Annotated in this window: 18 protein-coding genes and 1 pseudogene; 13 read left to right on the plus strand and 6 right to left on the minus strand. The window is 68.3% G+C overall.

What is annotated here, in order from left to right; translation table 11 throughout:
• Positions 1-55: 55 nt before the first annotated feature.
• The 4 genes from CLV01_RS20275 (at position 56) to CLV01_RS20290 (ending at position 3,828) form a co-directional block, all read left to right on the plus strand.
• The gene (locus CLV01_RS20275) at positions 56-1,117 is read left to right on the plus strand and encodes a DNA topoisomerase IB (RefSeq protein ID WP_099735088.1); all 1,062 of its coding nucleotides are present in this window, start codon (positions 56-58) and stop codon (positions 1,115-1,117) included.
• 132 nt (positions 1,118-1,249) lie between these two features.
• Positions 1,250-2,884 (plus strand): sigma-54-dependent transcriptional regulator, encoded by a 1,635-nt coding sequence (locus tag CLV01_RS20280; protein ID WP_099733365.1) that lies wholly within the window; start codon positions 1,250-1,252, stop codon positions 2,882-2,884.
• A gap of 66 nt (positions 2,885-2,950) precedes the next feature.
• Positions 2,951-3,478: a hypothetical protein gene (locus tag CLV01_RS20285; protein ID WP_099733364.1), complete on the plus strand. Its 528-nt coding sequence runs from the start codon at positions 2,951-2,953 to the stop codon at positions 3,476-3,478.
• Between the two features lie 71 nt (positions 3,479-3,549).
• On the plus strand, positions 3,550-3,828 hold the full coding sequence (locus CLV01_RS20290; RefSeq protein WP_013801923.1) for a GlsB/YeaQ/YmgE family stress response membrane protein: 279 nt from the start codon (positions 3,550-3,552) through the stop codon (positions 3,826-3,828).
• Positions 3,829-3,847: 19 nt separating this feature from the next.
• Here the strand turns inward: CLV01_RS20290 and CLV01_RS20295 are convergent, their stop codons facing one another.
• Positions 3,848-5,425: a hypothetical protein gene (locus CLV01_RS20295; RefSeq protein WP_257221424.1), complete on the minus strand. Its 1,578-nt coding sequence runs from the start codon at positions 5,423-5,425 to the stop codon at positions 3,848-3,850.
• Between the two features lie 328 nt (positions 5,426-5,753).
• Here CLV01_RS20295 and rpoN point away from each other — a divergent pair, with 328 nt between their 5' ends.
• The 7 genes from rpoN (at position 5,754) to CLV01_RS20335 (ending at position 15,438) form a co-directional block, all read left to right on the plus strand.
• The gene (rpoN, locus tag CLV01_RS20300; RefSeq protein ID WP_099733362.1) at positions 5,754-7,316 is read left to right on the plus strand and encodes an RNA polymerase factor sigma-54; all 1,563 of its coding nucleotides are present in this window, start codon (positions 5,754-5,756) and stop codon (positions 7,314-7,316) included.
• Between the two features lie 523 nt (positions 7,317-7,839).
• Positions 7,840-8,034 (plus strand): hypothetical protein, encoded by a 195-nt coding sequence (locus tag CLV01_RS20310; RefSeq protein ID WP_012206153.1) that lies wholly within the window; start codon positions 7,840-7,842, stop codon positions 8,032-8,034.
• A gap of 1 nt (position 8,035) precedes the next feature.
• Positions 8,036-8,236, plus strand: a complete 201-nt coding sequence (locus tag CLV01_RS20315; protein ID WP_013801919.1) for a hypothetical protein — start codon at positions 8,036-8,038, stop codon at positions 8,234-8,236.
• Positions 8,237-8,348: 112 nt separating this feature from the next.
• On the plus strand, positions 8,349-12,176 hold the full coding sequence (locus tag CLV01_RS20320; RefSeq protein WP_373681072.1) for an ATP-binding protein: 3,828 nt from the start codon (positions 8,349-8,351) through the stop codon (positions 12,174-12,176).
• Between the two features lie 66 nt (positions 12,177-12,242).
• Positions 12,243-13,535, plus strand: coding sequence for a Zn-dependent hydrolase (locus tag CLV01_RS20325; protein WP_099733359.1), 1,293 nt, complete (start codon positions 12,243-12,245; stop codon positions 13,533-13,535).
• Positions 13,536-13,789: 254 nt separating this feature from the next.
• On the plus strand, positions 13,790-14,773 hold the full coding sequence (locus tag CLV01_RS20330) for a Bug family tripartite tricarboxylate transporter substrate binding protein (protein ID WP_043825246.1): 984 nt from the start codon (positions 13,790-13,792) through the stop codon (positions 14,771-14,773).
• A 110-nt stretch (positions 14,774-14,883) separates the two neighbouring features.
• Positions 14,884-15,438: a bacteriohemerythrin gene (locus CLV01_RS20335; protein ID WP_256974407.1), complete on the plus strand. Its 555-nt coding sequence runs from the start codon at positions 14,884-14,886 to the stop codon at positions 15,436-15,438.
• A gap of 90 nt (positions 15,439-15,528) precedes the next feature.
• Here CLV01_RS20335 and CLV01_RS20340 read toward each other — a convergent pair whose 3' ends face one another.
• The 3 genes and pseudogenes from CLV01_RS20340 to pobA all read right to left on the minus strand — a co-directional run bounded on the left by CLV01_RS20340 (position 15,529) and on the right by pobA (position 18,143).
• Positions 15,529-15,966, minus strand: a complete 438-nt coding sequence (locus tag CLV01_RS20340) for a universal stress protein (protein ID WP_012206159.1) — start codon at positions 15,964-15,966, stop codon at positions 15,529-15,531.
• A 99-nt stretch (positions 15,967-16,065) separates the two neighbouring features.
• Positions 16,066-16,847 (minus strand): annotated as a pseudogene (locus CLV01_RS20345) (2OG-Fe dioxygenase family protein).
• A gap of 120 nt (positions 16,848-16,967) precedes the next feature.
• Positions 16,968-18,143 (minus strand): 4-hydroxybenzoate 3-monooxygenase, encoded by a 1,176-nt coding sequence (gene pobA, locus CLV01_RS20350; protein WP_013801914.1) that lies wholly within the window; start codon positions 18,141-18,143, stop codon positions 16,968-16,970.
• 170 nt (positions 18,144-18,313) lie between these two features.
• Here pobA and CLV01_RS20355 point away from each other — a divergent pair, with 170 nt between their 5' ends.
• Complete coding sequence (locus CLV01_RS20355) at positions 18,314-19,096, plus strand: IclR family transcriptional regulator domain-containing protein (RefSeq protein ID WP_012206162.1); 783 nt, start codon at positions 18,314-18,316, stop codon at positions 19,094-19,096.
• Positions 19,097-19,136: 40 nt separating this feature from the next.
• Here CLV01_RS20355 and CLV01_RS20360 read toward each other — a convergent pair whose 3' ends face one another.
• Entirely contained in the window at positions 19,137-20,036 is a 900-nt protein-coding gene (locus tag CLV01_RS20360; RefSeq protein ID WP_013801913.1) for a LysR family transcriptional regulator, read from the minus strand.
• A 204-nt stretch (positions 20,037-20,240) separates the two neighbouring features.
• On the opposite strand from CLV01_RS20360, the gene CLV01_RS20365 reads away from it, so the two are divergent.
• On the plus strand, positions 20,241-21,248 hold the full coding sequence (locus CLV01_RS20365) for a Bug family tripartite tricarboxylate transporter substrate binding protein (RefSeq protein WP_013801912.1): 1,008 nt from the start codon (positions 20,241-20,243) through the stop codon (positions 21,246-21,248).
• 75 nt (positions 21,249-21,323) lie between these two features.
• Here the strand turns inward: CLV01_RS20365 and CLV01_RS20370 are convergent, their stop codons facing one another.
• Positions 21,324-22,466 carry a DSD1 family PLP-dependent enzyme gene (locus CLV01_RS20370; RefSeq protein ID WP_099733357.1) on the minus strand — a complete coding sequence of 381 codons (1,143 nt, stop codon included), beginning with the start codon at positions 22,464-22,466 and terminating at the stop codon, positions 21,324-21,326.
• Between the last annotated feature and the right edge of the window lie 4 nt (positions 22,467-22,470).

A 22,470-nucleotide genomic window follows, 5' to 3' on the forward strand; every position in this document is an offset into this window, starting at 1 on the left:
CAGGGCAGCGAACGCAGACGGCCCCTGCCCTGCCCTGACCTATGTGAACGACCGCATGCCCGGCTGGCGCCGCGTGCGGCGCGGCAAGGGCTTTTCCTACGTGGCACAGGACGGCAAGCCCGTGCGCGATGCCCAGGCGCTGGCGCGCATCCGCAAACTGGCCATTCCACCGGCCTATGTGGATGTCTGGATCTGCCCCGATCCCCAGGGCCACCTGCAGGCCACGGGCCGCGATGCCCGGGGCCGCAAGCAGTACCGCTACCACCCGCAGTGGCAGGAGCAGCGCAAGCAGGTCAAGTTCGACCGCATGCGCGCCTTTGGCCGCCACCTGCCCGCCATCCGTCGGGCGGTGGCGCGCGACCTCAAGCCTGGCCGGCCGCAGCTGGACACCGTGGTGGCCGCCATCGTCTGGCTGCTGGACTGCACGGCCCTGCGCATAGGCAATGACGAGTATTCCGAGAGCAATGGCTCCTACGGCCTCACCACGCTCAGAAACCGCCATGCCCAGGTGCACGCGGGTGAGCTGACGCTGAGCTTCAAGGGCAAGAGCGGCGTGCTGCAGCAGGCCCGCGTGTCCGACCGGGCCGTGGCCCGCATCGTCAAGCGCTGCCAGGAGCTGCCGGGCCAGCGGCTGTTCCAGTTCATCGACGATGAAGGCGAAGTCCACCATGTGCGATCCGAGCATGTGAACGACTACATCCGCAGGATTTGCGGCAAGGCTGCGGCCCATGGGGCTGATGCCGGAGATACCTCAGACGGCCCGGATTTCAGCGCCAAGGATTTCCGCACCTGGCATGCCAGCGTGTACGCGCTGGAACTGGCGCTGGAACTTGCGCTGACTGCAGGCAAGGCAGCATCGCAAGAAGGCGCAGGCACCAGTGCGGCGGCGTTGAACGCTCTGGTCACGCAGGTCGCCCGGCGCCTGGGCAATACCTGTGCGGTTTGCCGCAAGTTCTACATCCATCCCCAGGTGCTGGCCCTGTGCGAGCGACCTGGACAGGACATTCCCACCGCACCGGACAGGCGCCCGCGCGGACTGAGCGCCAAGGAATGCCTGTTCCTGGGGCTGCTGCAGCCCCGCAGCGGCCGGCGCGCCAGTCGCCAGCCGCCTCCCTGATCCCGCCTCCCGCACGCCCGGCAAACACTGTGCCTGTGGACTGACAAAGACGCCCGCATGCTCGCCCTTAAACTGGCAGATCATGAAATTTTGTCAAAACGCGTTGCGGCGAGGACCCCTGGAGGCCATGCAATGAACCACGTGCTGATCGTCGATGACGATGCGGATTCCGCAGCGACCATGCGCGAACTCGTGGGCGTGGACCGCTTCTCGGTCGCCGTGGCCCACACCCTGCGCGACGCGCGCCGGCAGATGGCCATGCAGCCGCCCAGCCTGGTGCTGCTGGACCTGCAACTGCCCGATGGCAACGGCATGGACCTTTTCGGTGACCAGCAGGTGCCGCAGGACTCGCAGATCGTGCTGGTGACCGGCCACGCCAGCCTGGACTCCTCCATCGAGGCCCTGCGCCGCGGCGCCATGGACTATCTGGTCAAGCCCGTGGGCATCGGGCGGCTGGAGGACATTCTTTCGCGCTTTCTGATCCCCACGGCCGGCCTGCCGGAGACGGGCACCAGCACCGTCACGGGCGCGGCCTTCGACCAGATCACCCCGCAAGACAGGCCCGGCGCCGGCTACTGCGCCCAGGAAGGGCGCTTTGGCCGGCTGTGGGGCGGCTCGGCCCCCATGCAGCGGCTGTACCAGCAGATGGAGCGCGTGGCCGGCACCTCGGTCACGGTCTTTCTGACGGGCGAAAGCGGCACCGGCAAGGAAGTCGTGGCACAGACCCTGCATGAGCTGAGCCAGCGGCGCAGCCGGCCCTTCCTGGCGGTCAACTGCGGTGCCATTTCTCCGCACCTGATCGAAAGCGAGATCTTTGGCCACGAAAAGGGCAGCTTCACCGGCGCCGACCGCCAGCACCAGGGATTTTTCGAGCGCGCGGCCACGGGCACGCTGTTTCTGGACGAAATCACGGAAATGTCGATGGAGCTGCAGGTCAAGCTGCTGCGCGTGCTGGAGACCGGGCGCTTCATGCGCGTGGGCTCCACCCAGACGCTGCAGACCGATGTGCGCGTGATCGCCGCCACCAACCGCTGCCCCTACGAGGCCGTGGCCAGCGGCAAGCTGCGCGAAGACCTGCTGTACCGCCTGAACGTCTTCCCCATCGAGCTGCCGCCGCTGCGCGAGCGCCTGACCGACGTTCCGCTGCTTGCGCAGCATTTCATGGAGGCCATCTCCCAGCGCGAGGGCCAGGCCAAGCAATTCACGGCATCGGCCCTCAAGCAGCTTGCGCAATACAGCTGGCCCGGCAATGTGCGCGAGTTGCGCAATGCCGTGCAGCGCGCCTATGTGATGGAGCCCGGCCCGCTGGTGAGCCAGGAATGGCTGCCCCGGCCGCCCGTGGCCATTGCCCAGCAGCCGGCCCCGGTGCATCCGGCCGCCCACGCCCTGCACCTGCCGCAAGTGCCGCAAATGCAACATATGCCGCAGGCGGGGTCCATGCCAATGAGCGCGCCATTGACCGCGCCATTGACCACGCCATCGACCACGCCCATCACCCCCACCATCACAGCGCATGCGCCCGCCGACCACGCGCATGCAGCCGCCACCTACGACCTGCCGGACACCGAGCCGGCCACCATACAGCTGCCCATCGGCATGACCATGGCGCAGGCCGAGCGGCTGCTCATCCAGGCCACGCTCAAGCAGTGCAAGTACCAGAAGGAACGCACGGCGGCCGTTCTCGGCATCAGCCTCAAGACCCTGTACAACCGGCTCAGGGACTATGCGGGCGGCAAAAAGGGCGAGACGGACGCCGAGCACGGCTGACACCCAAACTTGCAGGCACGCTGCTTGCCACCTTGCTTGCACCTTCGTGCAACCAAGGACAAGCCCATGGACTCCTCTCCTCCCCGCGCCTACGGTGTCTTCAAGCCCGTGGGCCACATGGTGGTCTCGTTTCCCACAGCTGCGCAGGCCGATGACGGCGTGGCCGCGCTGCAGGCGCTGGAGCTGCCCGCCCAGGACATCCAGCGCTATTCCGACCGGGAAATGCTGGCCCAGATCGATGAAGACCTGCGCCAGGCCAGCCCCGTTGCCGCCGTGGGCCAGGAGCTCAACCTGGTCAAGGCCCACCAGGCCCTGGCCGAACGCGGCTACCACTGGCTGGTGGTGCGCGTGGACAACGACGAGGCTGCACGCACGGCCGCCGATGCCCTGAAGGCCGCCGGCGCCGAGCGCGCCCAACTCTATGGCCGCTTCATCATCGAGGAATTGATAGAGCACGCCGCCGACCTGCCCCAGGTCAGCGAGTCGCCCGACCGGGGCCTGGATGCCCAGACGCCTTCGGGCCATGAGGCGGAGCGTGCAGAGATTCGCCCTGCCTCGGACCAAGACACCGCCCCTGACAAGCCTAGGCTCTGAACGGCCTGCAGGAGCCGGGCACGCCGATTGCCCTTGATCACCAACCGTAACTTTTTTTCAAGGGCGATGCCATGGACTTCCTCATCTGGCTGATGGTGGGTGGCCTGATCGGCTGGATTACCAGCATGGTCACGAACACCCAGGCCGAGCAAGGCATTTTGCTCAACGTGGTCATAGGCGCCATAGGCGCACTGCTGGGCGGCTGGCTGCTGGCGCCGATGCTGGGGCCTTCGGCCATGAATGCGCAGACGGAGGCGCCGGCCACCTCCATGTCCATCTTCGTCTCTCTGGCCTGCGCCGTTGCGCTGCTGGCCATCTTCAACCTGTGCAAGCGGAGCGTGCCGCGCTGAAACCCAGCCAGGCGGCCTGTCAGTCCAGCCTTTGCGCCAGGCAGTCCTGCGCCGCCATGGCCACGCGCGGCAGCACCAGTGAGACCGCCAGGCAGCGGCCATGCTCACCCTCGGCCCGCACCACGCCACCGCGCTCCAGGCACAGGCGGCGCGCCAGGCTCAGGCCGCAGGTGGCGTCCGCATCGGCATCGTTCAATGGAGTGAAGACAGGCGGCGGCTCCTGCCTTTCCACACGTTCCAGCCGTGGCGCGCCCGCCTCGCCGGTACCGGAGCCGGTGCTGGCGGCGCCCGCCCCGTGGGCCATGGCCTCGATGCGGATCTCCACCAGCGCATTCCCGCGAGAAGCTGCGGCCTGGGCCTGGGCCAGGTCCTCGGACAGGGGCCGGGCGGCCATGTGCACCTGCGCGCCATCGGTCATCGCTTCGCGGATGGCGAGAAAAATGCTGATCAGCGCCAGCTCCAGTTCATCCGGGTCCACATGCACGCCCAATCGCGGCGCCGGCTGGCCGGGCTGACTGGCCTCGGCAGGCTCCGCCACCTCCAGCGCCATGCGCTTGCCCAGCACCACGGCCAGCGTGCCCTGCAGGCCGGGCAGCCAGCGGTACAGGTCCACCACCAGCGCATGCGTGCAATGGTGCGCCCCAAAACGCAGCAGTTGCTGCGTGAGGCGGCTGGCCGTGTCCACCGAGCGCAGCATGGCCTGGGCAGGCAGGCTCAGTGCCGGGTCCTCGGAGCGCCGCTCTATCAGATAGGCGCTGTTGCTCAGAATGCCCAGCTGGTTGTTGAACTCATGGGAAAACCGGCCTGCCAGCCGCCCCACCACCTGCAGACGTTCGCTCTGGAGACGGGCAGCGGCCTCTTCGAGGCCGGCAGCGTCCACCGCAGCGCCTTCGGACAGGCCGGCACCGCCGCCGCCCTGGCCCTGGTCTTGCGCATTGCCGCCCGTTGCCGGCAACACCAGGGAAGCGCTGCCCCGCAGCGCCAGCCGCGCCAATCCCAGGCCCGCCACCGCAAACAAAACGATGGCCACCCAGATCACCCCCTTCAGGGGCCGGGAGCATGCGGGGTCCAGCGCAGAACAGGGGACCCAGCTCACCCAGGTCCAGCCCTGGGCGGACTTGCTGAAGAAGGCCCGCAGCGGCCCGCCCTGCGCATCTGGCAGATCCAGCCAGCCCTGCAAAGCGCCCTGCCCTGCGTCCCCCCCAGCGCTTTGCTCTGCGCCTTGCCCCGCACTTTTCACGCCGGGCGCAGCCTGCGCCAGGCTGGCCGCCAGCCGCTCGCTGAAATCGGCGGGCAAGGCAGGCAGGTCGGCTGCCGCGCCGGGCCCGGCCGGCAGGGCGCGGCCTGTGCTGTCCACCAGAAAGCCGGGCCAGCCGGAGTCCAGCAAGGGCCGCAAGGCCGCCAGCACCTGGTCGGCGCCGGCCGTGCGCGGCTCCTTGTCCAGCAGACGGGCCACGGCCATGCTGCTGACGCGCGCGGCCTGCTCCTGCGCCGCATGCTCGGATTGGTAGGCGCGCAACAGCAGCCAGGACGAGGCCGCCAGTACAAAGACCAGCAAGGCCAGCAGCAGCAGGACCAACCTCAGGCGTATGGACATGGGATCTTCGGGCAGGGCATCACGCGGCGCCTCCCGTGGAACGGAATTCTGGGCCCCCGGGGGCGGGACCGTGTGGAAGCTGGTGGACTGGTGCATGGCAAAGTTTGCAGAAAACCTTGCGCCCAAACGGCAATTTCTGCCGTGGACGCCATGACCGGCCCCGCTGTTCCAGAACCGATCCCCCGCAGCGGCGGCAAAACCCTGGGCCCCGTGCCGCCTGCGCAGGGAGACCACAGCAGGTTTCGTGCCCAAAGTGTATCCAGACGATTCGCCGCCCGCATGGCGGCATGGAGCTTGCGTCTTCGGGTCATCGCACCAAGGAGATGAAATGGGTTCCATGCACCTCAGGGCGGACATACGCCAGTCCCAGACGCTTTCTCCCCGCCTGCAGCTTGCAGTGCGGATGCTGCAGATGTCCTCACTGGACTTTGCCGCCGTGGTGCGCAGCAAGCTGGAGGACAACCCGTTCCTGGAAGACCCGCAGGATGCGCAGGACGGCGAGTACGAACAGGGGCTGCTCGACGGCAAGGAGCTGGGTGAAGAGGACCGGGAAGGCGGCATGGGCAGGCTGGCCCCGGAGGCAGGCCTGTCCCCGGACACGGGCATGGATGAAGGCATCGGCATGGGCATCGGTCTGGACATGGACCGCGATCTCCCCGGCACGCAGCACCCGCCCGACCCGGCCGACCACCTGCCGGGCCCCGCCACCGAACCCGCCGACGACCGCGACCTGTGGCTGGCCGACATGCATACGGGCGCGCGCCAGGGGGTGGATGGAGAAGGCACGGCCATGGATCTGGCGGCCTGCGAGACCACGCTGGCCATGCACCTGCACGGCCAGCTCAATGTGATGGCGATGACGCCGCGCGACCTGTGCATGGCCCGCGCCATCGTGGAGTCGCTGGACGACGACGGCTATCTGCGCACCGAGCTGCAGGAACTGGCCGGCCTGCTGGCCCTCAGCCCCGCACCTGACGCGCAGGAAATGCTCATTGCCCTGCGCCTGGTGCAATCGCTGGACCCGGCCGGCGTGGCCGCCCGCAGCGTGGGCGAATGCCTGTTGCTGCAATGCCCGCAGATCGGCGATGCCCACCTGCGCCAGCTGGCCCAGGCCATGGTGCAGGACCACATGGATGCGCTGGCCGCCCGCGACGTGCCCCGGCTGGCCCGGGCGCTGCAGGTGCCGCCCGCGCAGATCACGCAGGCGCTGGACTGCATACGTCGGCTGAATCCCAGGCCGGGCTGGAACTTCGGATCCTCCCACGTGGACTACATCGTTCCCGACGTGATCGTGCGCCGGGGCCAGAACGGCTGGAACGTGCACCTCAACCCCGCGGTCGTGCCGCGCGTGCGCCTGAACCGCGTCTACGAGCAGCTGTTTCAGCGCCACCGCCGCAGCGGCCAGAACCAACTGGCCGACCACCTGCAGGATGCGCGCTGGACGGTGCGCAACGTGGAGCAGCGCTTTTCCACCATCCTCGACGTGGCGCAGGCCATCGTGCGCAAGCAGCAGCTGTTCCTGGAGTTCGGCGCCATGGCCATGAAACCGCTGGTGCTGCGCGAGATTGCCGAGGAAGTGGGCGTGCACGAGTCCACCGTCTCGCGCGTGACCAACAACAAATACATGGCCACGCCCACGGGCGTGTTCGAACTCAAGCATTTCTTCTCGCGCCCCATGCTCAGCGCCAGCGGCAATGCCTGCTCGGCCACGGCCATCCGCGAGTTGATCGGCGACATCATCGCGGCCGAGTCCGATGCGCGGCCGCTGTCGGATGTCGAAATCGCACGCCAGCTGGGTGCCCAGGGCCTGGTCGTGGCGCGCCGCACCGTCACCAAATACCGCCAGCTGCTGCGCATAGAACCGGCCGACCGGCGCAGGCGCCACGCCTGAAACCTGGCTTTGTGGCAAGCGGCGTGCCTGTCCAAAAGCCTGTCCGGCCCGTCCTGCCAAGCCCCACCGCCGTGCAGCGGCTTGTCGCTCCCGCAGGGCATGCCTTGTCCGACAGTTGCAGGCCGCCGCCCGGCCTAAGGTGAAAGCTCATGGACTGAAGGAGCCCGCCATGGACAACTCACCCCGCCGAATGCATGCCCCCTCGAACGCCAGCGCAGCGAGAACAACCACATCCGCGACGGACGCTGGCCCCTGCGCATAGGCGCACTCACCGCCGCCGTCGCACTGATCCTGGTGCTGATGTTCAACTTCATGGCCCCCAAGGGCCGGCTGGATGCGCCCAGCGCCACTGGAGCGACTGGAACGCCTTCGCCCTCACCGTCTCCCGCGACACAGCCCGCGTCGCCGCCCGCGCCTTCCGCCGCGCCGCAGCAGGCTGATCCGGCCACGACGCCTGCCCCACCTCCACGCCTGCGCGCTGAGCCGGCATCCCCCCTCACCAGCCCCCCAAAGGACACGCACCATGAACCACCCTCTGCCCCACGCACCCAATATTCCCCAGGTGCCGACCACGCCCAACGACCCCGTGGCCCCCGATGATCCCAACCGCCAGCCCGGCCGCCCGCGCGGGCCCGAGCCCATCGACCCGCCCACCACGGCGCCGCCCATCGAGCTGCCACCGTCCCCGGAGCAGGAACAGACGCGCAAGGGAGAGTGACATGCCACAAGGTGACAAATCGGCCTATACCGATAAGCAAAAGCGCCAGGCTCGGCATATCGAAGACAGCTACGAGTCGCGCGGCGTGGGCCACGAAGAAGCTGAAAAGCGCGCCTGGGCCACCGTGAACAGGCAAAGCGGCGGCGGCAAGCTGTCGGGCTCGGGCCGGGGCAGGCAGGCGGGCCAGTCCAAGTCAAAATAACCGCGACTGCGGCCAGGCCCGAGACCCGAGACCCGCAATTGCCGTGGGAGAAAGTGTGAACTCAGAAGACAGTTTTCGATTCCTGCCGCAGCGCGGCGAAATGCCGGCACGCGTGCGTTCCCACGACTGGGCGGCCACGCCCCTGGGAGCGCCGGACGGCTGGCCGCAGACCCTGCGCAACGCCGTGAGCCTGGCGCTGGGCTCGCGCTTTCCCATCACCATCTGGTGGGGCGAAGACTTCCGCCTGATCTACAACGATGGCTATATCCCCTTCCTGGGAACCAGCAAGCACCCCCAGGCGCTGGGCCAGGCCGGCGCGCACTGCTGGAGCGAGATCTGGAGCGATATCGGCCCCATGCTGGAAGGCGTGATGCGTACCGGCGAGGCCACCTGGTCCACCGACGCCCGCTACTTCTTCGACCGCGACCTGCCGCAGGAAGAGGTCTTCGTGACCTTCACCTACGGCCCCATCCTGGCCGATGACGGCGTCACCGTGCAGGGCGTGTTCTGCCCCTGCACCGAGACCACGGAAAAAATCGTCAGCCGCAGGCGCCTGGAGACGCTGCACCGCCTGGGCATACGCACGCTGGACATGCACAACGCCAGGGACGCCGCCCAGAAAGTCTGCGCCGTGCTGGACGAGAACCCCTATGACGTGCCCTTCGCCATCATCTACGAATGCGTGGACACCCCTGCCGCGGGCAGCGCAGGCGCCAGCGGCCCGGCCTTCAGGATGCTGTGCGCCACGGGCATGGATCTGGACATGGAGCTGGCGGCCGACCCCTCGCGCTGGCCGCTGGACCGGGCCGTGCAATCCCATCCATCGGACCGAGCGGACCGAACGGACCAGGTGCATCAGGCGGATCAGGCGGCCCAGCCGGCCCAGCCCGCCAATGTGGAACTGGCGCCCCTGGGCCTGTCCCTGCCCGGCGGCCCCTGGCCCGAGGCCTCGCGTCTGGCGCGCATCGTGCCTGTGCGCTGGTCGGGCGACGGCCAGGTCTCGGGCGTGATGGTGCTGGGCGTCAGCCCGCGCCGCCCGCTGGATGTGGACTACTGCGCCTTCCTCGACATGGTGGCAAGCCACACCGGCAGCGTGGTCGCGCACGCCCAGGCCTACGAGCAGGAAGCACGGCGCGCCAAGGCCCTGGCCGAGGTGGACCACGCCAAAACCGTGTTCTTCTCCAACATCAGCCACGAGCTGCGCACCCCGCTGACGCTGATCCTGGGCCCGCTGGAAGATGCCCTGCGCGAGCACGGCGGCCAGGTGCCGGCCGGGCAGACGCAGATGATCCACCGCAACGCGCTGCGCCTGCAAAAACTGGTCAACGCCCTGCTGGACTTCTCGCGCATCGAAGCCGGGCGCATGCAGGCCAGCTACGAGCCCACGGACCTGGCCCGCACCACGGCCGAGCTGGCCAGCATGTTCCGCTCGGCCGTGGAGCAAGCCGGCCTGCGGCTGCGCGTGGATTGCCCGCCGCTGGACGGACCGGTCCATGTGGACCGCGACATGTACGAAAAAATCGTGCTCAACCTGCTGTCCAACGCCTTCAAGTTCACGCTGCAAGGCGAAATCGCAGTGGCGCTGCGCGACGTGCCCGATGTGTCCGATGCGCACGGCGCGGGCGGGGCTGATGGTGCGGTGGAGCTGTCCGTCACCGACACCGGATCGGGCATTGCGCCCCAGCACCTGCCCCATCTCTTCCAGCGTTTTCACCGCATTCCCGGCAAGCCGGCCCGCACGCACGAGGGCACTGGCATCGGCCTGGCCATGGTGCAAGAACTGGCGCGGCTGCATGGCGGCACCGTCACGGTCAGCAGCACGGAGGGCGAAGGCAGCCGCTTCACCGTGCGCCTGCCCAGGGGGCATGCGCATCTTCCGGCCGAGCACCGGCCCGCGCGCCCGCCTGCCGCGCACCCGCAGGTGGATGAGGCCCTGCGCTGGCTGCCCGGCGAGCCCGCCCCGGCCGCCAGCGACGAAGCCAGGCCCATGCAGCGGGACATGCAGCGGGACATGCACGGTGGTGCCCTGCCCCCACGTGCCCGCATCGTCTGCGCCGATGACAACGCCGACATGCGCAGCTACATCGGCCAGTTGCTGGAGCCGCTGTATGAAGTGGAGATCGTGGGCGATGGCCGCGCCGCGCTGGCCAGCATCCACCGCCAGCGGCCCGACCTTGTGCTGGCCGACGTGATGATGCCCGTGCTCGACGGCTTCGAGCTGCTGCATGCGCTGCGCAGTGACGAGACCACGCGCGCCATTCCCGTCATCATGCTGTCCGCGCGGGCCGGCCAGGAGGCCCAGGTCGAAGGCCTGCGCGCGGGCGCGGACGACTACCTGGTCAAGCCCTTTTCGGCGCGCGAGCTGCTGGCGCGCATCGCATCGCTGCTGCAGCTGGTCCGTGTGCGCGAACAGGCCCACGCCGCCGTGCAGGCCAACGAGAAAAAGCTGCGCGCCATCATCGACCAGATGCCTGCGGGCGTGGGCGTCTCCGACATGAGCGGCACCATGGTATTGAGCAATGCGCTCATGGACCGCTTCGTGCCGCGCGCCATTCCTTCCACCCTGGCGGACCGCATGCCGCGCTGGAAGGGATGGGATGACAAGGGCCAGCCCATTGCCCCCGAGAACTGGCCCTGCAAGCGCGCGCTGCGCGGCGAAGTGGTCATGCCGGGTCTGGAGATGCTGCACACCGACGACGATGGCCGCGAATGGTGGATGCGCGTCAGCTGCGCGCCGCTGCGCGATGACGACGGCCAGCTCATAGGCACCTGCTCCGTCATCCAGGACATCACCGAACTCAAACAGGCCGAGCACCACCTCAAGGAAGCCGACCGACGCAAGGATGAATTCCTGGCCACGCTGGCGCATGAGCTGCGCAATCCGCTGGCACCCATCAGCCACGGCCTGCAAATCCTCAAGCGCACCGCCAGCGGCGACGACAGCGTGCGCCACAGCCACGAGATGCTGGAGCGCCAAGTTAACCACATGATCCGCATGGTGGACGACTTGCTGGAGGTCTCGCGCATCACCACGGGCAAGGTCCAGTTGCGCAAGGAACTGGTGGACCTGAACGATGTGCTGCAAGGCGTGGTGGCGGCCAGCGGCGCGGTCATGGAGGCAGGCAGCCACCAGCTGCGCCTGGAACTGCCCGCTGCGCCCGTGTCGCTGCTGGCCGACCCGATGCGGCTGGCGCAGATGGTCTCCAACCTGCTCAACAATGCCGCCAAGTACTCGCACTCCGGCGGCCACATCGTTCTGTCCGCCTGGACCGATGGCGCGCAGGCCGTGGTCTCGGTACGCGACAACGGCATCGGCATCCCGCCCGCCCTGCTGGGCAAGGTGTTCGATCTGTTCATGCAGGTGGACCGCAACGGCCGCCGTGGGCAGGGCGGCCTGGGCATCGGGCTGACCCTGGTGCGCAGCCTGGTCGAGATGCACGGCGGCAGCGTGCAGGCGCTCAGCGAAGGCAAGGGCCAGGGCAGCGAATTCAGGCTGCACCTGCCCCTGCCCACGCAGGCGCAGCCCCTGGCGGGACAGGCACCGAATGCCCAGCCCGAGGATGCAACGGCCTTCGGCCGCATCCTGGTGGTCGATGACAACATCGACGCCGCCGACACCCTGGCCATGCTGCTCAGGCTGCTGGGTGCCGAAGTCGAGATTGCCCGCGACGGCCCCGGCGCCCTGGCCATGCATGCGGCGTTCAGGCCCGAAGTGGTGCTGCTGGACATCGGCCTGCCCGGCATGGACGGCCTGGAGGTCGCCCGCCGCATCCGTGCAGAGCACGGCCGCGACCAGGTCGTGCTGATCGCGCTCACGGGCTGGGGCCAGGAGGAGGACCTGAGACGATCACGGGAAGCCGGCATGGACCACCACCTGGTCAAACCCGTGAGCTTCGACACGCTCGAGCGTCTGCTGGCGGGCCTGCGCCCCCTGCCGTGAGGACTGCTTTTTTCGCGCGAGAATTCGGGCTGCCCGATCCAGCTGCCCCAGACGCCACCGAGACCGATGACCGCCCTGCCCGCTTCCTCCGCCCCCAACCTTCCCCCCATCAATGCCGAGCGCCTGTGGCGCCGCGTGGAGACCCTGTCCACCTTCACCCTGCCCGACGTGCCGTGGACCCGCCGCGCCTTCTCCCCTGAATTCGACCAGGCCCGTGCTTGGCTGCGCGGGCAGTTCGAGGCAGCGGGCATGCAGGTCCATCTGGATGAAGGCGGCAACCTGGTGGGCCGCCTGCCGGCTGCCCCAGGCCCGGTGCAACGCGCCCCCATCTCCACCGGATCGCACTGCGACACCGTGATGATGGGCGGGCGCTTCGACGGCATCATCGGCGTGCTGGCCGGCATCGAGGTCGCGCACTGCCTGCACGAAAACGGCATCGCCCTGCAGCACCCGTTCGAGGTGATCGACTTCCTGTCCGAAGAACCCAGCGACTACGGCATCTCCTGCATAGGCAGCCGCGCGCTGTCGGGCAAGCTGGACGCCGCCATGCTGGCCGCCCGCAACCCGCAAGGCGAAACCCTGGCCGAAGGCATGCGCCGCATCGGCGCGCGGCCCGAGGCGCTGGACCGCCCGCTGCGCAGCGCCGGCGGCACGGCCGCCTTTGTGGAACTGCACATAGAGCAGGGCCCGGTGCTGGAGCAGCGCGGCCTGCCGATCGGCGTGGTGACGAACATCGTGGGCATACGCCGCGTGAGCTTCACCGTGCGCGGCCAGGCCGACCACGCAGGCACCACGCCCATGGACATCCGCCAGGACGCGCTGGTGGGCGCGGCGCGCATCATCGATGCGGCCAACCGCAAGGCCGCCGCGCTCAATGGCCAACCCCACTATGTGGTGGCCACCGTGGGCCGGCTATCGCTCACGCCCAATGCCTCCAATGCCGTGCCCGGCCTGGTCGAGATGATGATGGAAGTGCGCAGCGACCACGCCGGCGTGCTGGAGCGCTTCCCCGAGGAACTGCTGGCCGAAGTCCTGCCCGGCCTGGCCGCCTTGCGCGTGCGTGCCGAGATGGCCGACGTGAGCCGCTCCCGGCCCACGGACTGCGCTGGCCTGGTCATGCAGGGCGTGGAGCAGGCCTGCGCAAACCTGGGCTACGCCCACATGCGCATGCCCAGCGGCGCCGGCCATGACGCCGTCTACATGGCGCCCACCGGACCCATGGGCATGATCTTCATCCCCTGCCTCCACGGCCGCAGCCATGCGCCCGAGGAGTGGATAGAACCCGCCCAGCTGCTGGACGGCACGCGCGTGCTGTACGAGACGGTGCGCGTGCTGGACAGGCAGTTGGCGCAGGCCTGAGCGCCTGGCCTGCGGCCAGGCACCAAGGCGGCATAAAATAGCCCGCTTCCCTCTGGAGCAGGCACAAGCTGCTCCTTGGTGGAAGCCCCTGTGGCACAGATTGCGGAAATCCGCCCAAATAGCGGGTTTCCCAATGCAAGATGGCGGAACCACCCTCCCCGATCATCGACAACCCACCGCTTGGGCGGACCGGCACTGCCGGTCCGCTGCGAGAGGGTTGCACCGCCCCATCAGACCCTGGAGTTTCTTCTTTCATGTTCCGCCAACTGATCACCTGCACCGCCGTGGCCGCCGCCATGGGCCTGAGCTTTTCCGCAGCCGCCCAAGGTGCGGCTGCCGACTACCCGAACAAGCCCGTGCGCATGATCGTGCCCTTCCCGCCCGGCGGCGGCACCGACATCCTCGCGCGCGTGGTGTCCAACAAGCTCACCGAAGTCAGCAAGTGGACCGTGGTGCCCGACAACCGCGCGGGCGCAGGCGGCACCATCGGCATCACCGAGGCCGCCAAGGCAGCGCCCACGGGCTACGACATGGTCATGGGCCAGAAGGACAACGTGGTCCTGGGCCCCTACCTCTACAAGAACCTGCCCTGGAACCCCGTCAAGGACCTGGTGCCCGTGGCCCACGTGGCCTACACGCCCATCGTGATCGCCACCAGCGTGAACTCGCCCTACAAGACCCTGGCCGACATCGTGGCCGCTGCCAAGCAGCACCCGGGCAAGGTGACCTACGGCTCGCCGGGCAATGGCACCAGCATCCACATCTCGGGCGTGCTGCTGGAGAAGGCCGCAGGCATCCAGCTGGTGCACGTGCCCTACAAGGGCTCCAACCCGGCCCTGATGGATGCGCTGGCCGGCAACGTGGACCTGCTGGTGTCCTCCGTGCCCTCGGCCATCGGCCAGATCAAGGCCGGCAAGCTGCGCGCCATCGCCGTGACCTCGGCCAAGCGCTCGTCCTCGCTGCCCGACACGCCCACGCTGGCCGAATCGGGCCTCAAGGGCTTTGACGTGAGCACCTGGTACGGCCTGTTTATGCCCAAGGGCACGCCAACGGCCGTCGTGACCAAGGTCAACGCCGAAGTGAACAAGCTGCTGGCCATGCCCGAAGTGCGCGACGCCATCCAGACCCAGGGCGCCGAGCCCCAGTCCATGAGCGTGGCCGACTTCGACAAGATGTTCCAGGCCGACTTCAAGCAGTCCAAGCAGATCGTCGAGTCCTCGGGCGCCAAGATCGAGTGACATGCCTGCGGTGCCAGGGCTGCATGCCCGGCACCGCCTGCAATGGCCAACGCCGCATTTCATTGATGCAGATCAGCCTGATCTGCATCAAGGAGCTATGTGACAGTCCCGTGAATACTTCTCCGGAAATCACCGAATTCCTGGAGAACGTCATGGCATTGCTGGTCTGGGTCCCCGAGCTGGACACCGGGATTGCAGAAATCGACCGGCAGCACCGCCGCATCGTCGATTACATCAACAAGCTCTACGAGCTGCGCTCGTCGCCCGACCGCGAGGCCCTGGGCGATGTCATCGGCGAGATGATCGACTACACCGTCTCGCACTTCGTGTTCGAGGAAAGCCTGATCGAGAGCGCCGGCTACATGTTCGCCGGCCCGCACAAGAAGGTGCACGAGCTGTTCACGCGCCGCGTGATCGAGATGCAGACCCGCTTCGATGCGGGCGAGGACGTGGCCGCCGAGCTGCACGGCATGCTCTCGCGCTGGCTGTTCAACCACATCCGCAACGAAGACACCGGCTACGTGGACTCGGCCAAGGCCTATCTGCGCATGGCGCGCGAGTCCAGTCCTGCCGCCGAGAAGGAAAGGCTCAAGAACGAAGTGCTGCAGGAGCTGGAACTGCAGCGCAAGAAAAAGGGCTGGCTGGCACGGCTGCTCAATCGCTGATCGCCCTCCCCCCTTGCAGCGCACCAACAAAAACGGCTCCCGAGGGAGCCGTTGACGTTTCACCCGGCGAAGGGCCGAGCGGCCCGGTGATTACTCGCGCACCACCAGCACCGGCACGCGCACGGCGCCCAGCACGCGCTGGGTCACGCTGCCCAGCATCAGCTTTTCCAGGCCACGGCGGCCTTGCGAGCCCATGATGATCAGGTCGGCGCCCGTGCTCTCGAGCACGCGCACGATGCCTTCGTGCACCGCATGGCCTTCGCCCACCACGGTGGTGGCGGTGATGCCGGCCTCGTCGGTGATCTTCTTGACGGCGTCCAGCGTGGTGTTGGCCTCGGCCGTGGCCGCGCTCAGGTACTGCGACTGGCCGTAGGCGAAGTCGGCGCCCACGCCCGTGAACGGATAGGGGTCCACCACGTAGACCGCCGTCAGCGTGCTGCCAAAGGCCTTGGCCAGCTCCACGCCCTTGTGAACCGCCAGCATCGAGCTGTTGGAGCCGTCCACGGGAACCAGGATGTGCTTGAACATGCGTTTTCTCCTTTGTGCTTGGCCGCCGTCAACAATCGGGGGCGGCCGGGTCGATGAACCAAAGTGTGCGCCCATCATGCGCCAGCGTCTTGAGCTGCATCAATCCTTGCGGCGACGCGTCAGCTCCGAGCCCTGGAAACCCTGGCGGCGATAGGTCAGCACCAGGGTATCGCGCACGCCGCCCGGCTGCTCTGGCTGGATGGGCGTGGTCTCGTGGATCATGCGGGCATCGTCCAGCAGCATCACCGACCAGGGCTCGGTCAGCGTGAAGCGCTGGCCGCTGGGGCCCGTGGCCTCGAAGATGCGTGTCTCGCCGCCCTTCACGCCCTCGCGCCCGACCAGGATCACGGCCACCAGGTCCACGCCGTCGCGGTGCGCGCCTTCGGGCGTGGGCCGGCCAATGCCGTCCGTGGTGTCGATGCGGAACTGGTGGGACTCGATGAACCAGCGCTCGTGCTGCACATCATTGCCCTGGGCGCAGAACACCTGGTCGGACAGGCCGGCCAGCGCCAGCAGCAGCCGGCTCCAGGTGGTGCTTTGCGCCGTGGCGTCGCGCATGGGATCGAACATGCGCAGCATGCCGCCATGCAGGGCGTTGTATTCCACCGGCTGCCAGTGCGCGCGGTGCTCCACCTGCTGCAGCCCGTCCTGCCCCGCGATGAAGCAGGAATGGCGGCGGCGCCGGTAGCGCCCGCCGTCCTTCAGAAAGGCATCGGGCGGCAGCTGGGCCCAGTCGGCATCGAGCGCATGCAGCTCGGTCAATGACACGCCTGCCCAGGCCGCGAATTCATCGGGGCGCAGCACCGCATAGCCTGCGTCGCGCAGCGACTGCGCTGCATTCTGGGGGCGATATAGGGAGGGGGAAACGTGATGTGCGCCATAACCCGACAAGCTTACTCCTCGCCCGCACCCGTCCGGGCGAGGCGGGCTGCAAATTTGCGCAATGCTGTGGCGACAGGCGCGCATCAATGCAGGCGCTGCCCCTCGCTATTGCCCTGGGCTCACACCAGCGGCAACCCCACATAGTTCTCCGCCAGCGAGGTCGAGCCTGCACGGGAGTTGACGATGTAGTCCAGCTCCGCCTCCTGCACCTTGGTGTCGAAGCCGCCCGCATCGGGGAAGCGGTGCATGAGCGAGGTCATCCACCACGAAAAACGCTCGGCCTTCCAGACGCGGCGCAGGCATTGCTCGGAGTAGCCGTCGATGCCTTCGGGCGCCTTGTCGCGGTAGTACTGCGCGAAGGCGCTGGACAGGTAGCCCACGTCCGAGGCGGCCAGGTTCAAGCCCTTGGCGCCTGTGGGCGGCACGATGTGGGCCGCGTCGCCGGCAAGGAACAGGCGGCCGAAGCGCATGGGCTCGGTCACGAAGCTGCGCAGCGGGGCAATGCTCTTTTCCAGCGAGGGGCCGGTCACCAGGCGCTCGCGTGCCTCGGGGTCCAGGCGCAGGCGCAGTTCGTTCCAGAAGGCTTCATCACTCCAGTCCTCGACCTTTTCGGTCAGCGGCACCTGCAGGTAGTAGCGGCTGCGCGTGGCGCTGCGCTGGCTGCACAGTGCGAAGCCGCGCTCGGTCTGGGCGTAGATCAGTTCGTGCGAGACGGGCGGCGTGTCCGACAGCAGGCCCAGCCAGCCGAAGGGGTAGACCTTCTCGAAGGTGCGCACCTTGTCCTGGGGCACGCTGGCGCGGCAGATGCCGTGAAAGCCGTCGCAGCCGGCGATGAAGTCGCATTGCAGCTCATGGACCTGGCCGTCCTTCTCATAGCGCACGACGGGGCTGTCGCCATCGAAGCCCACGGGCTGCACGTTGCTGGCCTCGTAGACCGTGGTCAGGCCCTCGGCGGCACGCACTTCCATCAGGTCGCGCGTGACCTCGGTCTGGCCGTAGACCATGACGCGCTTGCCGCCGGTCAGGCCATGCAGGTCGATGCGGTGGCGCTGGCCGCCGAACAGCAGTTCGATGCCGTCGTGCGGCAGGCCTTCTGCGCGCATGCGGGCGTCAGCACCGGCCTGCTCCAGCAGGTCCACCGTGACCTGTTCGAGCACGCCGGCACGGATGCGGCCCAGCACGTAGTCGGCGCTGCGCTGCTCGATGATGACGTTGTCTATGCCTGCGCGGTACAGCAGCTGGCCGAGAAGCAGGCCGGCAGGGCCTGCACCGATGATGGCGACTTGGGTGCGCATTGATTTGTCTCCGTTGCGTTGTTCGATGTCATGGCCGGTTCGTGCCATGGCCTGCGCCCAAGATTAGTTTTGAGGCAGCGCAAAGACGAGGGGCTGCAGCACGCGTTGCGCGGTGATCGCGCAATCTGCGCGACAATCGCGCACTACCTGCATGCCCGCCCTCCCCGCCCATGAACCAGCCCTTTCCCATCGACCCGGATGACTTCATCGCCGGACTGGCCAAGGGCCTGGCCGTGCTGGAGAGCTTCGACACCGAGCGCCAGCGCCTGAACGCCACCATGGCGGCCGAGCGCTCGGGCATCACGCGCACGGCCGCGCGCCGCCATCTGCTGACCTTGACGCACCTGGGCTACCTGGAGACGGACGGCAGCCATTTCTGGCTGGCGCCCAAGGTGCTGCGGCTGTCGGGCAGCTACCTGGCCTCGGCGCGGCTGCCGCGCATCGTCCAGCCCGTGCTCTACCGGCTGGCGGCGCAGACCCAGCTGTCGTTTTCCTGCGTGGTGCGCGATGGCCACGAGGTGGTCATCGTCGCGCGCAGCGCCCTGCACGAACGCGGCCAGCGCCTCATGGCCCACGGCCTGCACCTGGGCAGCCGCCTGCCCGCCCATGCCACCTCCACGGGCCGCGTGCTGCTGGCCGCGCTACCTGCGGCCGAGCTCAGGCAATGGCTGGCATCGCACGATCTGCGGCGCCTGACCGCCCACACGGTGACGGACAGCGCAGCGCTCGAAGGCGTGCTGGACGAAGTACGCCGCCAGGACTTCTGCCTGGCCCTGGAAGAGCATGAGCTGGCCGTGCAGGCCCTGGCCGTGCCGCTGCGCAACATGGAGGGCCGCACGGTGGCCGCGCTCAACATCGTGACCTCGCCCCAGCGCATGGCGCCCGCCGACATGGCGGCCGAGCTGCTGCCGCTGCTGCAGGAGGCGGCGCGGGAGCTGCGGCCGCTGCTCTGAGGCCTGCTGGCCTGCGGCCTGCCGCCGTCGCTGCAACCGCTCAGAGCGGCGCGCACACCTGCTGGCTCAGTTCGCGCAGGGCCAGCGAGGTCTTGCGGATCAGCGGCGTGGCCTTTTTCTTGGCCGACTGCGCCAGGCACAGCGTGCTCACCACATGGGGCGACTCGATGGGAATGCCCACCAGCTCGGCATCGGTCAGGTGGCTGCGCATGGCGCTGTCGGTCAGCGCGGCGTAGCCGTAGCCGCCGCGCACCAGGTCCAGGATGGCCGGCACGCTGGACACTTCCCAGACAACGTTGAGCTTGACCTGGGACAGCGTGGCCTGCGCTTCCATCAGCTTGCGGAAGATCTGGCCGTGCTGCGGCATGATCAACGGGAACTGCGACAGCTCGTCAAAGCGCACGCCGCTGCGCCCGCCCAGGGTGCGCGCCGGGCCGATCAGGCACAGGCGCTCCTCCAGCACGGGCGTGACCTCGATGTGCGGATGCGGCTCGGGCGTATAGACCAGGCCCAGGTCCATGCGGCCCGAAGTCAGCCATTCGGCAATGTTCATGGAAAAGCCCTCGACCACGGCCAGGCGGGCCTTGGGCATGTCCTTGCTGAACAGGTCGATCAGCGGCAGCGTCAGGCGCCGCGCCAGGCTGGGCGGCAGGCCCACCACGATGCGGCCCACGGGCTCGTCGCGCTGGCTGCCCAGATCCTCCTTGGCCAGCGCCACGCGCTGCATGATGGCGTGGCCGTGCTCCAGCAGGCGGCGGCCCGCGTCGGTCAGCGTCACGCCGCGGCCGGTGCGGATCAGCAGGGTTTCGCGCAGCTCGGTCTCCAGCGCCCGCACCTGGCGGCTCAGTGCGGGCTGGGCCGTCTCCAGCAGCACGGCCGCCTTGCTGAAGCTGCCGGTCTCGGCCACATGCACAAAGGTCTCTATCTGCTGCAAATTCATGTTCTATCGTCTCCTCACTTATGCCATTTTGCTATAGCTGCTAGCGGCAGCCATGGCTAGGTGCTTTGCAGCGAACTGACACAATGCGGCGACTGGATGATCCAGCCGCTCCCGCAAGAGAGCGTAGAAAACAAGAGCGGCCCGTGCATTCCCGGCATAGGGCCAAGCCACCCAGCAAGCCCAACAGCGACTCGGAGACAAACCATGAAAGACAGCGCCTTCAGCATCAATCGCCGCCAGGCGGGCCTCGCCCTTGGCGCCCTGGCCCTGGGCGCGCTGGCGCCCGCGCGTGCCCAGTCGGGTGCCGCCGCCAACTGGCCCACCAAGCAGGTGCGCATCATCAATCCGTTCCCCGTGGGCGGCGGGCCGGACGGCACTTCGCGCCTGGTGGCCGACAAGCTGGCGCGCCTGTGGAACCAGCCCGTCATCGTGGAAAACCGCCCTGGCGGCAACGGCTTCATCGCCATCGAGGCCTTCAAGCGCGGCGCCACCGACGGCACGGACATCATCCAGCTGGACAACGTCCACCTGGCCGCCTATCCCCACCTGTTCAAGAAGCTGCCCTACAACATCGACAAGGACTTCGAAGTCGTCCTGCCGCTGTTTCGCACCTTCTTCTTCGTCTGCGTGCCGGTCAACAGCCCCTACAAGACCGTGGCCGACCTGATTGCCGACGCCAAGGCGCGCCCCGGCAAGCTGAACTACGGCTCGTGGTCCGTGGGCAACCCGGTGCACCTGGGCTCGGCCCTGCTGGAGTCGCTGACGGGCACCAAGATGGAACACGTCATCTACAAGGAAACCAGCCAGCTGTACACCAGCGTGGCCACGGGCGAGCTGGCCTTTGCGCTGGGCTCCTCGGGCACGGCCGGCCCGCTGATGCGTTCGGGCAAGCTGCGCTTCCTGGCCGTGCTGGCACCCCACCGCCTCAAGGGCTATGAAGACGTGCCCACCGTGGCCGAATCGGGCGGCCCGGCCGACGCCGTGGTCACCGGCTGGAATGCCTTTGCCGTCTCCAAGTCCACGCCGCCCGCCGTGGTCGAGAAGATCCGCCAGGACACCATGAAAGTCCTGCGCGAGCCCGACATCCAGCCCAAGTTCCAGACCTTCGGCTACGAGAACTACTTCCCCACGCCCGAAGAGTTCAAGGCCTTCATCGTCGAAGAGAACAAGCGCTTTGGCGACGTGATCCGCCGCGCCAAGATCGAGCTGTAAGCCACAGGCCACAGCAGGCCGCAGACGCAAAAAAGCCGCCGCGCCGCAAGGCCGGCGGCTTCTTTCATGCCGTCTTCAGCGCGACAGCCCGCGCGCCGCAATCGGCCACAGCGCGTGCACCACGCCGTCCTGCAGCACCACCAGCTCGTCGTGCAGGTTGAAAGTCGGGTCCACGTGGGAGGGCAGCAGCTGCAGCACGCTGCCCAGCGCCGGCGCCTGGGCGCCCGGCTCCACGCGCACCACGCTGTGCTCGTCGTTGATGGCCACGCAGCGCAGGCCCGGCGTGCCGTACACGGCAGGCGGCCCGCATTCGGCCGAGGTGGACTTCAGGCCCACGTCCAGGATGACGCGGTCCGGCGCGGGCGTGCTCATCACCGTGGACAGCAGGTACAGGCTGCTGCGAAAGGCCAGCGTCCCGTCCCACTCGTTGGCGCCGTAGTCGCCATCCATGAAGGCATAGGAGCCCGGCTGCAGCTCGGTGTAGACGCCGCTGGCCGCGTCGAACTCCACGCTGCCCGTGCCGCCGCCCGTGATGGTGTGGCAGGCCATGCCGTTGTCGCGCAGCAGTTGCGCGCATGCCGCCGCCTGGCGCGCCGCCTCCCGGCAGACCTGCGCACGCTCTTCGCGGCTGCGCCGGTGCTGCACCGCGCCGTGGTAGGCCTGCAGGCCCGCGAAATTCACGCCCGGCAGGTCATGCGCCTGCCGCGCCAGGGCCAGCACGGCCTCGGGGCCCGTGACGCCGCAGCGGCCCTGGCCCACGTCCACCTCGACCAGCACGTCGATCTCCACGCCCGCCTGCGACATGGCCTCGGACAACTGCACCAGGTTGGCCGCGTTGTCCACGCACACGGCCATGCGCGCACTGCGCGCCAGCCGGGCCAGCAGCGCGTGCTTGGCGGGTCCCACCACCTCGTTGCTGATCAGGATGTCGCGTACGCCGGCCGCCACAAAGGGCACGGCCTCGCTCACCTTCTGGCAGCAGATGCCGCGCGCGCCCAGCGCCAGCTGGCGCAGCGCGATCTGCGGGCACTTGTGCGCCTTGGCATGCGGGCGCAGCGCCACGCCGTGGCGGTCGGCCCAGTCCTGCATGGTGCGCAGGTTGGCGTCGAAGACGGTCAGGTCCAGCGCCAGGCTGGGTGTATCGACCCGGTCGAGCGGATCGCCGGGCCGTGCGGCAGGCTCCATTGCCAGGCCGCTGGAGTCATCGTGCAGGGGCATGGGG

The sequence above is a fragment of the Delftia sp. 60 genome (assembly GCF_002754395.1).
In the GTDB taxonomy this organism is placed as follows: domain Bacteria; phylum Pseudomonadota; class Gammaproteobacteria; order Burkholderiales; family Burkholderiaceae_C; genus Comamonas; species Comamonas acidovorans.